The organism is Myxococcales bacterium, from assembly GCA_022184915.1.
Taxonomy (GTDB): domain Bacteria; phylum Myxococcota_A; class Polyangia; order Fen-1088; family Fen-1088; genus JAGTJU01.
The window spans coordinates 115,770-134,596 of sequence record JAGTJU010000009.1 but is presented as its reverse complement, the minus strand read 5'-3'; the positions used below and the strand labels follow the sequence as shown (position 1 = coordinate 134,596).

General features: G+C 59.0%; 9 protein-coding genes and 3 pseudogenes. 6 read left to right on the top strand and 6 right to left on the bottom strand.

The window, feature by feature from the left end:
• A pseudogene (locus KA712_24740) lies at positions 1–757 on the top strand (hypothetical protein).
• Here KA712_24740 and KA712_24735 read toward each other — a convergent pair.
• The 6 genes and pseudogenes from KA712_24735 to KA712_24710 all read right to left on the bottom strand — a co-directional run bounded on the left by KA712_24735 (position 671) and on the right by KA712_24710 (position 10,156).
• On the bottom strand, positions 671–1,060 hold the full coding sequence (locus KA712_24735) for a type II toxin-antitoxin system VapC family toxin (protein MCG5056168.1): 390 nt from the start codon (positions 1,058–1,060) through the stop codon (positions 671–673). The pseudogene KA712_24740 and the gene KA712_24735 sit on opposite strands and share 87 nt — an antisense overlap.
• On the bottom strand, positions 1,057–1,341 hold the full coding sequence (locus tag KA712_24730; protein MCG5056167.1) for a type II toxin-antitoxin system prevent-host-death family antitoxin: 285 nt from the start codon (positions 1,339–1,341) through the stop codon (positions 1,057–1,059). Before KA712_24730 ends, KA712_24735 begins: the two co-directional genes overlap by 4 nt.
• Positions 1,342–2,392: 1,051 nt before the next feature.
• Positions 2,393–3,661 (bottom strand): annotated as a pseudogene (locus KA712_24725) (ISNCY family transposase).
• A gap of 231 nt (positions 3,662–3,892) precedes the next feature.
• Positions 3,893–5,392 (bottom strand): annotated as a pseudogene (locus tag KA712_24720) (ISKra4 family transposase).
• Between the two features lie 615 nt (positions 5,393–6,007).
• The gene (locus KA712_24715; protein ID MCG5056166.1) at positions 6,008–7,456 is read right to left on the bottom strand and encodes a hypothetical protein; all 1,449 of its coding nucleotides are present in this window, start codon (positions 7,454–7,456) and stop codon (positions 6,008–6,010) included.
• 24 nt (positions 7,457–7,480) lie between these two features.
• Positions 7,481–10,156, bottom strand: a complete 2,676-nt coding sequence (locus KA712_24710; protein ID MCG5056165.1) for a hypothetical protein — start codon at positions 10,154–10,156, stop codon at positions 7,481–7,483.
• Between the two features lie 1,002 nt (positions 10,157–11,158).
• Here KA712_24710 and istA point away from each other — a divergent pair.
• The 5 genes from istA (at position 11,159) to KA712_24685 (ending at position 18,809) form a co-directional block, all read left to right on the top strand.
• Positions 11,159–12,700 (top strand): IS21 family transposase, encoded by a 1,542-nt coding sequence (istA, locus tag KA712_24705; GenBank protein MCG5056164.1) that lies wholly within the window; start codon positions 11,159–11,161, stop codon positions 12,698–12,700.
• A 9-nt stretch (positions 12,701–12,709) separates the two neighbouring features.
• Positions 12,710–13,456: an IS21-like element helper ATPase IstB gene (gene istB, locus KA712_24700; protein ID MCG5056163.1), complete on the top strand. Its 747-nt coding sequence runs from the start codon at positions 12,710–12,712 to the stop codon at positions 13,454–13,456.
• A gap of 284 nt (positions 13,457–13,740) precedes the next feature.
• Complete coding sequence (locus KA712_24695) at positions 13,741–14,349, top strand: hypothetical protein (protein MCG5056162.1); 609 nt, start codon at positions 13,741–13,743, stop codon at positions 14,347–14,349.
• A gap of 2,946 nt (positions 14,350–17,295) precedes the next feature.
• The gene (locus KA712_24690) at positions 17,296–17,874 is read left to right on the top strand and encodes a sigma-70 family RNA polymerase sigma factor (protein ID MCG5056161.1); all 579 of its coding nucleotides are present in this window, start codon (positions 17,296–17,298) and stop codon (positions 17,872–17,874) included.
• On the top strand, positions 17,871–18,809 hold the full coding sequence (locus KA712_24685; protein MCG5056160.1) for a hypothetical protein: 939 nt from the start codon (positions 17,871–17,873) through the stop codon (positions 18,807–18,809). The genes KA712_24690 and KA712_24685 overlap by 4 nt, the downstream gene beginning before the upstream one ends.
• The last annotated feature ends 18 nt before the right edge of the window (positions 18,810–18,827 follow it).

Sequence of the window (18,827 nt, the reverse complement as noted above, 5' to 3'; positions counted from 1 at the left end):
CCTCGATTCCATTCATCGGTCCTGTATCCTTGCGCGCCCTGCTCAGTAAACTCAACGGGGGCGGCTGTCTCAATCACGTTGGCAGAGAGGGTGCTTCGTAGGTGCCGATGCCAAGGGGACCCTCTATCGCCGCTATTGGCAAACGTGCTTTTGGATGAAGTGGACAAGGAGCTGGAGAAACGCAAAACACGCTTTTGTACGGTATGCCGACGACTGCAACGTTTACGTCCGGTCTAAGCGCGCTGGTGAACGCGTGATGCAGGTGGTGCGGCGCATATACGCGAGGCTCCGGTTACGCGTCAACGAATCTAAATGCGCCGTGGATCTGCACCGCCTGAGAATGATCCACCTCAAGCTTTGGAAACGAGGCAAGACCATCTTTCGCGAACTGCGAGCCCGGGGCCTCTCGGTCCGACACAGCAGCACAAGTGGCCGGCAACGCCCGACGCTGGTGGCGAAACTCAGGCAAACTCATCAACAAAGCCTTCCCCATCCGCTACTTCGATCAGCTGGGGGCGCACAGGAACTACAAGCGCCACATCCTTTCGCGTCAAATTGTCAACGCAAAGTAGAAATGTCCGCTTTTGTGCAAAGTAGAAACGTCCTTCACGCGGCGCGTCATGAGCTATTAGCGTGGCGATGTAGGCTCGCGAAGGCAGTCGGGCCTTACTCACGGAGATTCGACGGGGATATTCAGCGATCGTGCAGCGTCGGCCAGGCGTGCGTCGTAAGTCACGAATGCGCTGACATGCGATAGTTGTGAAAAGGCCGTCGCAAGGTGGATGGCGTCGAGGCTGCGCAGAACATCGGGAGGGAGGCTCTCCGCAGTCTCTAGGATCTGGTCGTCGATTTTGAGTAGAGCCAGCGCCGCAAGAACGCCTCGGGCACGTTCAATACGGTCCGGCGCCGCTCGCTTGACAGTTCGAATAAGTTCCACCCGCGCAAGCTGCGACGAAAAGTATGTCTCCCCTGCGCGCGATCTGATCCAGGTTTGAAGCGCCAAGGTCTCCGCCTCGCGCACCACGAGCTTCACCAGCGCAGAAGTGTCGACATAGATCACGATCGCTCTGCCTGGCGCGCTTGATCTAGTACTTCAGAAAGCGAGGGACCTGCGCCCACGATCGGTGGGACCGGAGTCAACAGAGCTTCTGTAGTACTTGTGGCAGCGACGGCTCGCCCTTCGCTCACCAGCCGGTCCACAATCGAAGCATTAGAGAGAACGGGCACGATGCGAGCGATGGGCCGGCCATACTCTCGGACTTCGAGCGACTCGCCAGACTTGACCCGCTCAAGCACCTTGGCGGTTTGCTGGTTTAGTTCAGTAACCGAGACGTTGGCCATTGTTGAACATCTCCTCTTGACGGGACCACGGTGGCACGGCATTGGTGTCACCATCGCGAACATCCTTTAAATCTAGTACTATCTACTAGTTAGTCAAGGGCGATACAGGCGTAGGCTCGCGCAACTGCCGTCACGGGGAGCGACGGTTTTGACGGTCTTGGGCGGGATGACATCGACTTTTGGGCCCGCCATCGGGGGAACCGTTGCCGCTGGTGGCGCCCCAACCAGAACACCAAAGCCGTGTACCGCGTGCCAAATCAGCTATACGGCGATGTCTATCTCGACAGTGGGGGCACGCAGCTCGACCCCACCTATGGCGATGCGCCGACGTCCAGCGAAGGCATTGTTCGCAGGCGGACGTCGCACACACAGCATGGCCGAAGTTTGGCCTGCATCGCGGTCCGTTGGCCGGGATCTGATTCCGATCGTGCTTGGATTCATTCTTTCACCTTTAGCGGCTGCGGCCGTGATGGCGGCACACGCCCCTCACGCAGGCGAGAATTGCGCGACCGCTGCTTCCCTGAAACTCATGCGGCCCTACGCGGTGTTCCCCGCATATGGGCCGAAGCTCCTGTCCTTGCGCACAGGAAATACAAGCACCACGTCCTTTCGCGTCAAATTGTCAACGCAAAGTAGAAATGTCCGCTTTTGTGCAAAGTAGAAATGTCCTCCATGCGGCGCGTCATGGGGTATTAGCGGAGGCGGGGTTTTGGCCACTTGTCCATAGATGCACGGCGGGCACGGCCCATGCCCAGGGCAGGTGGCGACGTGCAGCTGTGGGCAAGTGCAGGGCCAAAAGCATGCCGCAGCGGCTGGTGAGCTACGCCAGCCGCTACGGCTACGCGGCGCCGTTGGTGCCTCGGTCCAGGCAGTTTTGCGACGCCTCGCGGGCTGCGGCTCTGCGGGCGCGTGCGGCTTCGGTGTAGCGACGCTGCTTGGCTTTTTGTTCCCGGTCAAACTCTTGCAAATAGCTGGCGAAGGCTTCCGCTGCGCCAGGGTTAATGCCCGTGGGCGTTGGTCCCGCTGATTCAGCCTCCGCGCGTTGGGCACGCAATCGTTCCTTTTGTCGAAGCGTGAGCTTCTTGGACCTAAGACGGGCTTCATCTCGAACCTGCTGCTGCTGCTGAATGACCGCCAGCGCAGTGCCCAATCGTTTGTTCTCGACAATCTCACCCTGGTTCACGTGGGGACTCTTGTCGAAGAGTGCAAAGGAAAGCGGCTGGTTGTTGTGGCGCAATTGCACTTGGCCGTCTTTCCACAAGTGCACGCGCACGGTCTTTCCCGCAAGCTTGCTCGTTTCTGTCGTTGGTTCGACCAGATATGAGTTTCTCTGAAACTGCACCACCAGACTCTGCGACAGCTTTCGGTCCTCTTGCCACGTGAAGATGAGATTCAAGTCCTCGCCCTCAAGCAAGGGACGGTGGGCATTATGAAGACTGCGAGGAGCACGCTCGAAGCGGTTGTTGTAGGCGTCCATAAAGGCAGGGACGAAGGCATTCGCATCTTCCGCATTGCTGATACCATGAAGCCGCAGCTCCTTGACCAAACGGTCTTGCAGCGTCTTGTTCATGCGCTCTACACGACCTTTGGCCTGCGCTGTGTTCGCACAAATGATGTCTATGTTTAGTTCTCCCAATGCGCGACCATACTGCGTGACACCCTTTGCCGCACCGGTTGAACCTTCCTGGTTTACTCGGAAGATGCTGTGTTTGTCGCTATAGAAGGCCGCTGGCTTTCCATGCTTCCGTACGTAGCTTGCAGTCGCATCGAAGTAGTCGAAGGCCGATTCCACTTCCACAAAGCGCAGCTCCATCAGCCTTCCCGTGGCATCGTCGATGAACACCAACAGGGTGCATCTTTGTCCGCGGCCCTCGAACCATTCGTGATCGCTCCCATCTATCTGAACCAGCTCACCAAGACAGTCCCGCCGTCTTCGCGGCTGGTGGATGCGCGGCCCTCGTTGCGCCCGCGGCGTCCAGATCTCGGCGCCGATCATCCACTTGCGCAACGTCTCCCGGGATACACGAACGCCATGTAGCTCAGTAAGTTTCTCGTGAGCCAACGTCGGCCCGAAGTCCCTGTAGCGCTCACTGATGAGACCTACGGCGTACTCTTGCACCACCTCCGGCAACTGACGGTTGCTGGGGCGTCCGCGCTTTCGCGACACGAGAGCCCGAGGCCCTTGTCGCCTCATGGACTGGCACAATCGGCGCACCTGGCGCTGACTAAGACTCAGAACCATGGCGGCTTCTGCTTGCGTCAGCCGCTTTTCCAACACTCGCTGGACGACCTGCATTCGGTCCATTTCCAGCGCGCTCATCGTGACAAGATCCCTGGCCATTGCGGCCCGAGGCTGCCAGGCAGCGGCGCCCAAAAGAGGACATTTCTAAGTTGCACAAAGCGGACATTTTCACTTTGCGTCTACACAAATCTGTCCGATAAAATATGGGTGCAGATCTTTTCGGCGGCATGATTTGGGCAGCTATACGACGGTCAGCTTGGGACGCCTATTGACCTTCAATGGGAGCTCGGTTGTGGGGGGATTGCGGCTGTAGCGTTCGAGGTGGTTTCGGCGAAGGTCGGCCTGTTCGTGGAAGTGCCAGTATCGATCAAGGTCTCCGCTCGACCGAAGGGAGCGGAGCTTGAGGACAGCCTCTGCCCCGTCGAGTCCCCAGCGGGCACCGGTAATGTCCATTCTGTCCTTAATGAGGTGCCGACACGCCCCCTCGATCACACCTGTGGCGATCGGCATGCCAGCTGCCAGGTACCGATCGTATCGGAGATAGTTCCGGTACTTCAGAAGATAGTTTGCGCAGTCATCTACAGCGGCACGTTCGGACCCCGTCATCTCCCGCAGGGTTGCACTTCTGCGCATGCCACTGGCCACGGTGCTGGAGCGCCCCCGCAAAATCTGGAGCAAGCGCTGCTTTACCCACCGTTCCGCAGCGATAGAGCCCTCACCCACTAACGCAAAGGCCGCCTTCCACAGGTATTCCAGCACGTGAATAATGTCGATGATGATAGTGGGGTTGACACCCGTTCGCCTCGCCGTCTGCTTGATTGTCCGAAGCTGTGACATGTTGCCGTCTACGAGGCTCACCCATGTCTTTGCGACCGTCGGGTCACAGCGATGGGCGTGCTCGAACATCGCGGCGATGACCTCTTCAGGGTCCCGCACGACACTGGCCCAGACCCGCTTGCTTTGTGGGCGTGGGCGCACTGGAGCCTTTTCGCCCGGCCTGCCGTCAGGGTGAAGGTCCTTTACGATGTCTTCGGCAGTTCGGACGAACGGCGCGACTGTGTAGACACTCGCAACTTGGGCCATCCGTTTGCCGTTGCGCTTCTCGCCCCGACTCAACCGCTTGGTCAGCTTGTGCGCACGCTGCTGCGCCGCCCGCTTCGTAGCGTCACGAAGGCCGTCCATCCGCATCACGATGCCCTTTGCGTCGGTGGTCGTTACCAGGAGTGCGCCGGTTTTGCTCGCTTGTTCCTCTGTCTCGGCCTGCTGGGCTTGGTAGAAGGCCTCAAAGTCCTGCGCCGCCTCGACCGCGAGCTCTTCGACCTGCCGCTTCGGAACCGTGGTGCCTGTGTTGGTGCCGACCGCTTCAGCGGCCTGATCAAAGGACGTCTTGATCACCTCTGCAACGACGCGACGCCGTACCTCATGCGAGTACAGGCCATGAGGCAGGTTGAGTTCGGCGTCCCTCGGAAACAGTGTCTCTGCATCCCGGGCCGAGTACCCGAGGCGTCCAACCTCCACCTTGCCAAACACCGTCTTGAGGTGCCGTTGCCGCTGCCTCACTTGCGTTCGCACAATGCCAGTCGCACCCACAACCTCACCTCTGGCTCTTCCGGGGCCGCGCAGGTCAAGGTGGTCTTGGAGCAAACACCGTAGCAGCTCCCAGCCTTCCTGTTGCAACATCCGCTCCAACTCGCCGTGGGTCATCTGCAACGCCTCAGCACTCGCCAGTCGCCCCTTGAGTCCGTCGAAGACGTGCTCCGACGTCGAGAAGGGGTTCTCATCTGCGGTCTTACGTGTTTGTATCTGCATCGGGGGGGCCTCCAGGGACGTATGAGAATTGACACCACATACATGCCTTGTAGGTCCCCCTTTCGTCTATTGAATCACGTCAAATCCTCGAGAGAACCCGCAGCCGAAAAGAGCTGCACCCATAAAATATGTTATGTCAACTAACGTAAGCCGCCTTGCGCCCTAAGCTGGCTGCCGGGCAGCCGTTGGCCAGGTGGGGGCCAATAGGTCGTTCGAAGGGTGTTTTTGAGTCAAAGGGCCGAGGAGCCCCGAGCGGACACGACCTTCAAGTGGGGAAACTGGGAGGGGGGCGGGTGAAAAAGGAGCGGGAGCCAATAGGTCGTTCGAAGGGTATTTTTGAGTCAAAGGGCCGAGGAGCCCCGAGCGGGCAACGGCTCCGCCGGCCTGCGGGCCATTGGGGCCCGCTGGTCGGCCAGCTCCGCACTCGCCGCCCCTAAAGGTGGTACCATCCCCAAAGACCCAAAAGGGGACATTTCTACTTTGCAGGAATGGGGACATTTCTACTTGGGCCTGACATCGTGAGGAGGGACTTATAGTTCCTATGCCCATGATGTGTGTGACGAAGCTGATCTACTCCTTCACACGAGGAGGACTGGCTCCAACCTTCGCGCCCCTTCACTGGCTCCAGCTGCTTCCGGCGTTGTCACCGAAGCGAAGCGGCCATAAAGTCGGTGCCGGACCCGGGCTGGTTGTCTGAACTGCGATGATGTGTGTGCTGTTGGCCTCGACTGCCATATACATCATTCCATCATCGTCCAGGGCAACCCCCCATTTAGGACACGGATAGTCGTTCCCTAGGCCTTTCGGCACGGGAAGTTGCAGCCGCCACTTCTCCTGCAGTCCACTGTTAAAGGCGATGAGTGCCGGTTGCTCGGGCCTTGGCTCAGTGCTACCACGGACTTCGCAGTCGAAAGCGTAATACGTTCCGTCCGCTCCAGCCGCCACGGGAGTGCCTAGCCCCCCCCGAGAAGCCAGACGTGTTCCTGAAGTCGATGAGTACATGCTTAAGCTGCGTTCAGCAGTTGAGGTTCCAGATCCTTCAATTGCAAAAATGCGTTCGTCCGGTAGCCCGGTCACAACGGGTAGGACGAAAGTTCCCTCTTCGTCCGCGCTCCATCGGAGGTTGCCACACTTGTCGTAAGCAGCCATCGTATTCCCGACCGTGAGCATCCCACCGGAATAGAAAGCAGAGACGCTCGCTCGGTCCTTCACAACAGCACCCATGGCTTGCCCAGAACGGGCATCGTAAGCGCGGATGCCTGGCTTGTTTAAGCGCTCCGAGAGCGACAGTAAAAGCGAATCTCCGCCGCCGCCCCGCATGAACGAGTCAAAGAAGCCAGCTTCGTAGATGCGCTGGGACCACTTCGTTTCCTGTTGTGCAGGGACAATGGCGTGCAAATATCCAGTGTTGCAAAGGGTGAAGAGCGTGTTGGCTGCAGATGAGTAAGATGAGCCGCATTTGGTCCATTCGTCCATGAGGGGCGGTCCACTAAGCGGAACCTGCCAGACCCTCGTTCCATCGGGAGCGATGCCGTAAGCTCGGCTTCCGGCGACGAGGATGTTCCCGTCCTTTCCAAGCGACAGCGATGTGAAGAGTTCGGGCAGCTCGCTCCTCCAGCCCCGCACCATCTGAGATTGTTTGTCGACGGACAACACAATATTCGCCGCAGTCGTGGCGATGAAACCGTTGCCGGAAACAACTCGGTCTCCCGTTGCAACGAAATCTACGAGCTTCTTTGTCCAAGCAACCTTAGGAGCCACAGCCAAGGGCGGCTTCGCAGTAAAAACTAGGGATTTTTCCGACCATCCGGCCAGGCAGGTTTCGGAAGGCCCAGTTTCTTGGGCCGAGCCATCACGGCCATCCGGAGCAACCTCATGCGTTGAAGAGTTGCCTTCAGCGTCCGCATCGAACGAGGCATCGAGCAACGAGGTATCGGTGGCTCCAGATCCACCACCTTGAGCAGCCGCATCGCTCCGATGCGGCGCATTGTTCCCTGAACAGTTAAGGACGCAGCCTGAAACGGCCAGCGCGGTCAAACCTACTACAATCTGATTCTTCAGCACTGGCCGTTCTCCGTGTTTTATTTATTAGAGCGTGATGCAGCCGCCTGCACCAAGTGAACAATCGAGAGTTTCACTTAAATAGTAAAAGTCGTTTTGGTCTTTTAGGGTCACATTGGCGCTACCATCTGCCACCGGGTAGAAGGTGATCTTTGCACTGATCGCATAATGGTATGCCGCCCGAAGGTTCCCATCGACACCCAGCTTGAAGTACAGCTCCGGGCTACCGACGGCTGTCCCCCAGTAGTTGTAAATTGGGATAGGCGTCGTCAGCCACTTCAGTCGCCTTGTAGTCGCGCCGGCAGACGAGTCGTTACCTTCGGTTTTGGCGAACCTGATGATGTTCTCGCCAGTCGCGTCAACTGTGTTGTAGGCGATGTAGAACTGGCCGACAGGTTGGTTAGCTAGATTGAGAGGTACGTAGGCTAGGGCGGGAGCGGCGTCAGTCGCCGGTGGCGTTACGCCCCACGCCCCGACTATCTGCGTCCAGTTGTCTGCTGACGCGTTATGCCGCCAAAGCTGCACCTGATTGCCGTTGGTCCAGTCGGCGAGGGCCATGTAATACGAGCTACCCGGAACGGAGCTCTCCATGCCTTGGGTGATCGAGACGCCGAAGGAAGTGGCGATACTCGCGTTGGTTGTGGTTTTCTCCCATTGGGCTGCGCCCCAAGTGTCGGTCACGGGATCGTAGTCTCTGCGATAGAGCACCGAGAACTTTCGAAAATAAACTCGGTATTTCGCCGCCGTCATTGCAAAAGCCGGTTCATACCCGACGGCGGTCGTGTCGATCGACTTTGGAGCTGACCACACATCGTTAGATGTGCCTATCTGGTACCACATCGTGCCACCACTGTCGGTGTAGATCAGCATCAACTTTTCGACTCCACCGATGATGACGGGGTGAGCTGTAGGTGCAGAAGTTGACCCTCCAACGGAGTTACCGATGACCGTCGGTCCAACCCAGGTTTGGCAGGCCCCAATAGGGTCCCCGCCAGAACAAGCTGCGAAGCTGGTCGTGTAACGATACTGGACCTTCTGGTCGGACGTGCGGCGAGAGAACATGTAAAGGCGGGCTGGGGATGATAAACGGGTCATGCCAATGCCAATGCCGTCTTCGACGTTAGGGTCAACCCACGCTGCAGTTACTTCAGGAGCGTTGGAAACGATCCAGCCTGGCGCGCCACGCACGCCGTTGTCGTATTGACCATCTCGGTTCCAATCGACCTTTCCGCCTGCCGGATCTGCAAGGAAGGAGAAATTGTTTTGTATCTTGGTGATCAGTGACGACGGTAGGCCGGTTGTGGCCTCATTTAGAGACGATGGATTAATAGTCGCACTAATGGTATTACGAGACAGTCCCACAGTTCCATCGTACGAGAAGGCGTAATTCATAAGGCTCAAGTAATTGGGCTTGTTGTTCATCCGCCCAGAGCCTGTGTTGCCCTCGTGGAACAGCCCAAGGTTGTGTCCGAGTTCATGTGCCATTGTTCTGTGGCCGTTGCCGCCATAAGCGCATTTGGAAGGCGGGGGCAGACTTTGTCCGCCCTCGCCTGCGGAGGTAACGTGGTAGTGGTGGAAGATATTGGCTCTAGCCGGAACAACGGTCCCGCATTGTGTAGTGTATGCGGCCCGATTCGCTCCCCCCCAGTTTCCCCACTTTGACCATTGATCCAAAGTGGTTGCTGAGTTGGTTCTGCCGATGTCGATATGAACCTTCACATCAGGCGCATAGAGAGCTTCTACGGCCTCGGCAGCGGCGCCGGTCAGTTGCCATGCATCTTGGCTGGAGCAAGTGTTCGGGTCTAGGCATGGCGCCCAATCCGCTTCAACAAACATGTCCTTTGTCAAAGGGTTAGCGCCCCACATCGGAAGCTTGAGAGCCGGAGACGAGTCAAGGCCACCCACTTCCAAACCATCGTCTAAGCCATCATCATCGCTGTCGCGGTCTGTGGTGCTTGTCCCTATTGCTGTCTCCAACGCGTTGCCCATGCCATCAGCGTCGGCGTCTGCAGTATGGACATCTCCGTCATAGATCAACGTAGCAGGTCCCTCAGGGCCATTGTTGAATCGACCGTAGACGATGATGCAAGTGCTGCAACCTTGATCCAAATGGATCCAACTCTGAAGACCCACACCATCGTCATCATCAAAAGCGATAGCATTGGATGCCGACCCTGATAGGACCAACAGCATAGAATCACTCGGACCGTTGAATTGCTCAACGGTCATAACGTGGCTCTGCACTGGAAGACTAGACGTCATCTGGGTGCTCCCCGCGAATGTGATTGGAAAACTTGATTGAGTGACCCCGGCCCGCGTAATGGTCAATGTGGCAGTACCCGCCCGGCTGCTATTGTACGCCCGAATAAGAACATCAACGCTCTTCGACGTCGGGACGGTCACAGTAACTTGGCTCGCGAGACCGTTGAAGTCATCGTTGCCAGCGACAAAGGATCCATTCGCGTCCTGGTTTTGAACGTGGATGACGGTATCCGGCGTTCCGCCCGGGACAAGCGGTTGAAGGTTGCTGGTCGTGATCACGTAAGTGACGTTAGCGTCGAGGAAGACGCTCGTTTTGGCGATGGGGCTGAGCCACATGTCCTTGACACGCGCTCCGACGTTCGCAGATGCCGGAGCTGCGATCAGGAAGCCTGCAATCATCGGAACCGCTGCGAGTAGGAGTTTTGTTTTTGAGTTTTTCATGATCATTCTCCGATAATTTCTCGCTTGAGAGCGCTCTTGGCCGCTTCGGTCTCTTGCGGGCTTGAATTTGCATAATCGCCTGAGCGCTTATTCCACTGCGCCAAGTACTCATCGGCACGGCGGCGGTACTCAGCACCAGACAGCGTCTCACTCGCCGGAGGAGCCTCCGAAGGGGCAGTGAATTGCTTCTCTTTGTCCTCCTTCTGCTTCGGCCCTCGCGGAGGTAGCTCCTCGGGGCTCTTAAAAATGCGCCGGTTTTCTTGTTGCGCTGGGTACTTCGCAACTAGGGGTGCCTGAGCCCTATCTGGGAGGGCAGCCCGAGCAGCGGCTGCAGCTGGAGCTGCTGCCACCGCAGCTACAGCTCCAGGCGACGATTCAGCGACATTTCCGGGCGCCGATGGCCGTCCTTCCGCAGCCGAAACAGCTTGGCTAAGCGGGGCGGACGCGGGAGACGCGTCTTGAGAGCAAGCGCTCCCTAATAGTAATAACGCCGTTGCGCACAGAGGGCGCACTACTCTCTTCACTTGCATGATCTTCTCAGCTCCTATTTGGGGGATGGGTAGGCCGCCTAGTTGTGAATCAGACGTGCCCGGGGACGTGACCCTGGTGGACCACGGGATGCCCGATATGGATCTAAGATTGGCTATAGAGAGTCAAACGAAGGTTTCGTTTCGTCCTGTAAATAGCGAATGTCTCAAGGGACTGTCGCCATGACATGGAGCCAGACAAATAGTTGATAACACTGGCATTTACGCGAGGCGAGACTTAGCACAATGTGCATGCACCGGCGGATCGTGATCGCTCGGATCGAACCATCGTGATCGCCGGGATCGGCCATCGTGATCACCTGGATCGGTGATCACGATCAGCGGGATCGGCCATCATGATCACCTAGATCGGTGATCGTGATCAGCGGATGCCGCAGCGTGTCCTGCGAAGGAACACGCCGCGTCGCGGCGATGGAGTTGCTCGAAGGGGCTGCCCCCCGGCTAGAAGCCGGGGATGCCTACGGAGCGACTACCAATGAGACAAGTCAGAGAAATCCTTCGACAGAAATGGCTGCTTGGGCGGAGCCATCGCGATATCGCCCGCAGCCTCGGAATCAGCGCGGGGGCGGTAGGCGAGACCGTTCGCCGTGCCAAGGAAGCAGGCTTCACACAGTTCGCGGAGGTGGACACGCTGGCAGCAAGCGCGCTTGAAAGGCGGCTGTACCCGTCCTCTGCTGAGGCAGAGAGGCCACGCCCCGACTGTGCGTGGATCCATCGCGAGCGGCGCTATCCTGGCGTGACGCTCGAGCTTCTGCACCTCGAGTATGTCCAGGACAACCCCAATGGCTACGGGTACACGCGGTTCTGCGACATGTATCGTGCGTGGCTCAAGCAGCGTAGCTACTCGATGCGGCAGGTTCACCGCGGCGGCGAGAAGACGTTCGTTGACTACTCCGGAAAGAAGCCTTGCATTTGGGATCCGAAGACGGGCGAGCGCATCGACGTTGAGCTCTTCGTGGCGGTTGTCGGAGCTTCCAACTACACGTACGCCGAGGCGACGCCCACACAACGGGGGCCCGATTGGATTTCGAGCCACTGCCACGCGGTCCAATACTTTGGCGGTGCCACCGAGGTTGTTGTGTGCGATCAGCTTCGCTCTGGCGTCACGGCCCCTTGCCGATACGAACCCGGCATCCAGCGGACCTACGAAGAGTGGGCAGAACATTACGGAACGTCAGTCATTCCTGCTCGTCCACACCATCCCAAGGACAAGGCCAAAGTCGAGACCGCCGTGCGCGTCGCACAGCGGTGGATCCTGGCGCGTCTGCGCCACGAGAAGCACTTCTCGATCGTATCGTTGAATGAGCGCATTTGGGAACTGCTTGAGGACCTGAACAACCGGCAGATGCGGATATACAAACGCAGCCGGCGCGAGATGTTCGAGCGGCTCGACAAACCGATGCTCCGACCGCTTCCCGAACGTCCGTTCTCCTACGGCGAGTGGAAGGCCGTCAAGGTGAACATCGATTACCACGTCGAGGTGGATGGTCACTATTACTCGGTTCCCCATCAGCATGTGGGGGAACAGGTCGAGGCTCGGATGTCGGCTTTCACGGTTGAGGTTATTCGCGACGGCCAACGCATCGCCTCGCACGCAAGGAGCTTCCAGCGCGGGCGCCACACCACCGTGCCCGAGCATATGCCGGCTGCGCACCGCAAACACATGCAGTGGTCTCCTTCGCGCATTGCGAACTGGGCGGCAACGATCGGACCACAGACGCGCCTTCTGGTGGAACGAATCCTCGGCGATCGGCCCCACCCGGAGCAGGGCTATCGATCCTGCCTTGGAATTCTGCGCCTGGAGAAGCGCTACGGCGCCTCAAGGCTGGAGGCCGCATGCACGCGGGCCGTTGCCGTGGGCGCGCGGTCCTATCGCCATGTCGATTCGATCTTGAAAAACGGCTTGGATGCTTCGCCTTTGCCTTCGCAGGAAAACTCGTCACGCGCAGCACCCGCTGCACATTCGAATATTCGCGGACCCAACTACTACAACTGAAGGAACCACATGCTGAAGGAACAGACACTCGACAAGCTTCGCAGCCTACGTCTTGACGCTTTTGCCACGACGTGGACAGAACAGCAGAAGAACACAGAAATCGCCAGACTGTCCTTCGACGAGAGGCTTGGATTGCTCGTCGATGCGGAATGCCTCGCGCGAGAAAACAAGCGGCTTTCGAGATTGCTGAAAGAAGCCAAGCTACGCCTGAGTCAAGCTTGCATCGAGGACATCGACTACTCACCACGCCGAGAGATCGACAAAGCCACCGTTCGTCAGCTGGCTTCCTGTGCTTGGATCCAGCAACACCAAAACGTGATCATCACGGGAATGACTGGAACCGGAAAGACCTTTCTTGCCTGTGCGCTCGCCCAGCAGGCGTGCCGCAAGGGCTTCTCCGCCATCTACCGTCGAGCCTCTCGTCTCTTCGACGAACTGGCGCTCGCCCGAGCGGATGGCAGCTACGTGCGCCTTTTTGCAAAGCTCGCGCGCGCAGATGTCCTGGTGGTGGATGACTGGGGACTGGCACCCGCACGTGAGCAGGAGCGCAGGGACTTTCTCGAGGTCCTTGAGGACCGCTATGGCCAGCGGTCCACCATCATGACCAGCCAGCTCCCGCCCAACAGTTGGTACGAACATCTGAATGACCAAACCATGGCAGATGCCATCCTCGACCGCCTTCTTCACAACGCTCACCGCATCGTGCTAAAGGGTCCTTCGCGCAGAAAGACAACCCAGGAGATCCCGACCGAGTAACCTTGCCCCCAGAACAACTGCCATCGTCGCTCCGCTCCGACCGATCACGATGCCCGATCTGATTGATCACGTTCGCCGGTATATGCAGGGCAGACCCGATCTGCTGAAGAGTAAGCTGTTCGCACTTTGACATCGCGGCACGGATCTGCCCGACTGCATCGCGCTCGCACCGACTGCGGAGGAGTTCGCCGAGTGCCTGCCCTGGCTGGAACGGCAGGACGGCAACAATGCTTGGCCAGCCCATGTCTGCGCCACGATGGCCGAAGTCGCGCGGAGGCTCGTCCATGGCGTTTAACCGTGCGACCTCCCCCGAGCCGACGCCCTCGCCCGACGAACTGACGGCGCGAATGGTGGCCATCGGGATGAACTTCGCTGGCAAAGCGGCAGCGGACGCGGACATCGAGCGCACCCTGCTCCATGCCTCTGCGCTTGGGATGGACGACGGTGATCTCCGGGTGCTCGCCGTGCTGACCACGTGGCTCGGGGTGCATCACGGGCACGTGAACGCCGATCAGCTCGTACGCCTGGTAGGCGCGCATCGGTCTGGACGTGTCCGCGCGTATTGGGCGGCCATCGCGACATGGCTCAGGAAGGACCGGCGTCTCGCCCGGCTGGCCGCCGCGTATGAGGGGCCGGTGATCGACCTGCTGCCGACGGGGACAGAGTTCCAGATCTCCCGGCGGGGCGCGGACGAACGGCTTTCGGGATCGTCGCGAGGACGTGCTCTCGCCGGAGAAAGCCCGGGAGAACTGAACACACCTCGTGCATCGGTGGTGGCTTCCCGCGGCAACCAGCGCCACAGCTTCGCAATGCATCGCGATGTCAATAGAGAGCCTAAGCACCACGTCTTTCCGCGCCAGAAAACGCTCGACAAAGAATGTCCTGTCAACTAACGTAAGCCGCCTCGCATCCTCGGCCTTGCTGCCGGGGGGCGCATTGAGGCAAAGTGCTTAAAACGACTGGCCTTTCTTATGGCAACTTCGTTTTCCCCGATCGCTGGGAAGAGGCCGAGTTGCTTCGCATCGACGCACTCCTTTGGCGGGAGATCAGGCCGGCGCTCGTCGAGCAATCGATGCATTCATCCTGGCAAGACCGAGCAAAAAAAAGGCCGACCGTCTGCGTGCACTGGTTACGACACCCCGATCAAAAAGTGATCAGGCTGAAGGTGCCCGGCCATTAACTAAGTGACTGCGGCTGACAACGCGCAGACCGACCCCGAATAGGAGATACATATGACAAAGATTTTGTTGCGTGGAAGTTTGTTGTTCCTGCTTTACCCAGCGATGTGTTTGGCTGGATGTCTCACGTCCGACGTCCCGATCGGTACCGATGATTTCAAATCGGACCCCGTAGACGACACGGGTTTGCTTAATGACGTGAGGTCTGATTGCGACCCCTCTTTGGTCTGCGCCCAGCAAGTCACGTGCTTCGACGGCTTGCTTTACCCCACGGCCTGCGGCCCCAAAAACTGCGATGTGAGCAAAACTCCCTGCCCTATAGTTGACCCTCCGCTGCCGCCTCCGCCAGTGACGTGCGACAACACCCTCGTTTGCGCTCAGCAAGTGACCTGCGTCGACGGCTTGCTTTACCCCACGGCCTGCGGCCCCAAAAACTGCGATGTGAGCAAAACTCCCTGCCCCATAGTTGACCCTCCGCTGCCGCCTCCGCCAGTCGAGTGCGACAACTCGCTCGTTTGCGCTCAGCAAGTGACCTGCGTCGACGGCTTGCTCTACCCAACAGCTTGCGGCCCCAAAAACTGCGACGTCAGTAAAACTCCCTGCCCCATAGTTGATCCTCCGCTGCCGCCTCCGCCAGTCGAGTGCGACAACTCGCTCGTTTGCGCTCAGCAAGTGACCTGCGTCGACGGCTTGCTCTACCCAACAGCTTGCGGCCCCAAAAACTGCGACGTCAGTAAGACTCCCTGCCCCATAGTTGACCCTCCGCTGCCGCCAGCGACGTGCGACAACACGCTCGTTTGCGCCGCAAACGTCACCTGCGTCGACGGCTTGCTCTACCCAACAGCTTGCGGCCCCAAAAACTGCGACGTCAGCAAAACGCCGTGCCCAATCATTGACCCTCCGCTTCCGCCACCCGCCAGCGACTTGTGACAACACGATCATTTGCGCCGAACAAGTCACTTGCATCGACGGCTTGCTCTATCCCCCGGCCTGTGGCCCCAAAGTGCAGCACGCTGCCGGTTTGCGACCCTGAAACGCAACCCTGCATCTAGCGCTACGAACACAGAAGGCGGGCCGCCGGCGAACCCATGGGGAACGCTGGCGGCTTGTCGTTTGCGCGCACGCTCGAGGCGCACAGTAGGTTCAAGCATTGCAGTGTGGTGGCGCCGGAACCCCCACGACGTGCCCTTAGTGGCGCCGGCACGCGGGGTGCTTCCGCAGTGATGGATGGCGGGAATGGGCCTAGCCCCTCGAAGGGGCTGGCCTGGAGCAACGTGATCGACACTGGCGCAAAGACTCGGTACGTACGAACCAATCGGCATCGGCTGATTGAACTCGGACGCATATTCGGATTTCAACTTGGCCACCTTCGCTTTGTTGCGCGGCCCGCCCCTCCATCATAGACCCACCGCCTGATTTGCACGCCGTGCAACCTTGGGTCACCAGTTCGACAACGCCGATTCTGTCGGTGCGCCCACGCTTAGAAACGTACCCATAGGGTTGCGTCACCGGCCCTTGCCGGCACCAACGCCGTTGTGCTTGCTTCCTCATTGCGCCTGAGACGCCAAGAGGGTGACGAGACATTTGAACTGCCGGAGCGTCGCGATGGTACTATCACGGCGACATGCCCATTCCCTTTCGCAGCAGGTATCGGCTCAGGCTGCTCCTGCCAGCGATACATCTTCTTGCCGGCCATGCGGACTCTTCCGCGGCCGGGGGACCACAGGTCGGCCTGGAATACAGCGCCCCTGGCGAGTGCCCGTCGACTGCTCAGGTTGTAGGCCTTTTCCAACAGTGGAGCCCCAGCGTCAAACTGGTGACATCAGACGCAGAACAGCACGTCGTCCGACTTCGCGTCACACTCACCGATCAAGGGTTCGCAGGCGTTCTTGAGTCGGGAGGCACTGGCGACCCGGTAGAGAAGCGCGAGGCGTTGGCCGCGGTATGTCGAGAAACTGTAGAGACCTTGGTGTTTGCCGCGGCGCTGTCTTTAGATCCGATTGTTGGGTACCAACGCACTGTTACACAACACCAAATCGAGGCCACCGCGCTTCGCCCCGCTCCGACTCCGGATCGGGACACCACTGGTAGTGATGTTGGGCGCTGGCGCATGGGGGCCGGTGTAAACGGCGGTGCAGGACTCGCCTTGGGCAGCGCTTTAGGCATGTCGTTGTTTGTGGAACGCACGCTCGGACGCCTCGCGTTGCCGCCTTCTTTACGGCTACGCGTCTTGATTTGGAGTGGCCGGTCAGCGCCGAGCCCCGACCCTTCGGTGAGGATTCAGGGGTTTAGCGGGGAGACCACGGGCTGTTGGCCGATCTTGAAAACAACGACGGTACAAATTTTACCCTGCGGGGGGGTGCAGATCGGCACCCTTGCGGTGGAGGGCAGGGGCGTTCCCATGCCCCTCGGCAGCACGCGCACGTGGGCAGCCGGCGTTGCCGAGGCTCGGCTTCAGGCTTGGCCGTGGAGCTCGTTTGGCTTCGAGGCCAATATTGGAACGACGGTTGGAATAGCGAACTACCGCTTTGTTGTGACCAAAGGGGCAGACGCTGTCGTAGTCCATTCCGCTCCCCGTTGGGCGCCTCAGGTGGGGGCTGGGTTTATTTGGAATTTTCCATGATCAACCGCAACCGTTGTGGCCATTAGAAAGCTGTGGATGTGGCTGATCGCGCATGGTTCTCGGCACGCGGCGCTGACCGGGAGGAAACTGAGGTGGGCTCCCGCGTACGTGGGCTCATCGAACGCAATGTAGATTTCGTGAGTCGGTCTGTACGGCGCCTTGGCGTACCAGCAGCTGACGTTGAGGACGCAACGCAGCAGGTATTCATTGTCGCTGCGCGAAAGCTCGAAAAGTTTGATGAAGACCGCGAACGATCCTACCTATTCGGAATCGCGGTTCGAGTGGCGTCTGATGCGCGCCGCGCCGCTCGCCGCCGCAACAAGGCCCACGAGCTGTTCGCCATCGATTTCTTAAGTCCCCCAAGGCTCTCGCCCGAGTCTCAGAGCATTGAGCTACAAGCGCGCCGGTTGCTTGACGAAGCTCTAAACACCCTGCCGGAACGCTTACGGATAGTTTTTGTGGTGTGTGAGTTAGAAGGGATGGATCGTGTGGCTGCCGCGAGCTTGCTGGACATCCCGCCGGGGACCGTGGCGTCTCGGATGCGCAAGGCGAGGATCCTGTTTCAGAAAGCAGCGGCACGCCTGCGCCAGGTTGATCGAAAGGGAGATTCGCATTGAAAAGCGAAAACTACGACGAGTTTGAACAGCTACTCCTTCGCTCATCCCGGCAGGATGGATTGCCTGCGGCGAAACGCGAGCGCATTGCTGCGGCCGTGCGCCACGCGGTGGACGCGCCCAGTTGGTCGCGCAACGTCAGCTCAGCAAGCCGCCTCGTAATCAACCGCTTCGGCCTGCCCCTGTGGGTGAAGGCCTCACTGCTGCTGTGCGCTGGCAGCGCCTCGGCGTACGTGGCGGTTCGCGAGAATGTGCCTGTTACCACTGCTCCGGTAGCTGTTCACACTCCATCGCCGAAACCGTCCGCTCGATCCGCACGAAAGCACCAACCGTCGCGAGCCATCGCCACCCTTGGCACAACGGAGACAGTCGTGGTTGCCGAACCGCTTGCCGAACCAGTCATGAAGGCGATCGCGGCAGAAGAACCTATGACAGAGGTAAGTACCCAACCTGAGCTCACGCCGCCACCGGCGGCGTACAGGATCCCAAGAACCGTTGGCTTTGGGAAGGCCCAAGCACCGAAGCAGTCGCTAACAACAAGCACGGCCCCCGTTGAAGAATCAACAGCGCCGATTGAGCCCTCTAAGATTGTCGAACAAACAGGTGGCCCGCGCCCCGAATCGTTGTTGGCAGCGGAGGTCGACATTCTTCGAAAAGTTCGCGCTTCACTTCTGGCGAAGAACGCGCCGATGGCCATGGCCGCGTTGAAAGAATACGAAGCCACCAGACCCAACGGCGGGATCCTGGCGGAAGAGCTTGAAGTCCTTCGTATCGATGCGCTTCTTCTGGCCGGTGATCAAGTGAACGCCAGTCGCGCGATCGACGCTTTCCTCATGTCTCGACCGAAGTCCGCAAAGACGAGTCGTTTACGAGCTCTGATTGCTGCGCCAACAACAAAAGATGATCCAGACAAGCACGGCCGGCCAGTCATAAGGTAACTCGAGACAAAACTCGCG

Excerpts from the sequence above, each read along its gene's own strand:
- KA712_24730 (MCG5056167.1), bottom strand. The coding sequence starts at position 1,341 with ATGGCCAACGTCTCGGTTACTGAACTAAACCAGCAAACCGCCAAGGTG.
- KA712_24710 (MCG5056165.1), bottom strand. The coding sequence starts at position 10,156 with ATGAAAAACTCAAAAACAAAACTCCTACTCGCAGCGGTTCCGATGATT.
- istA (MCG5056164.1), top strand. The coding sequence starts at position 11,159 with ATGCCTACGGAGCGACTACCAATGAGACAAGTCAGAGAAATCCTTCGA.
- istB (MCG5056163.1), top strand. The coding sequence starts at position 12,710 with ATGCTGAAGGAACAGACACTCGACAAGCTTCGCAGCCTACGTCTTGAC.
- KA712_24695 (MCG5056162.1), top strand. The coding sequence starts at position 13,741 with ATGGCGTTTAACCGTGCGACCTCCCCCGAGCCGACGCCCTCGCCCGAC.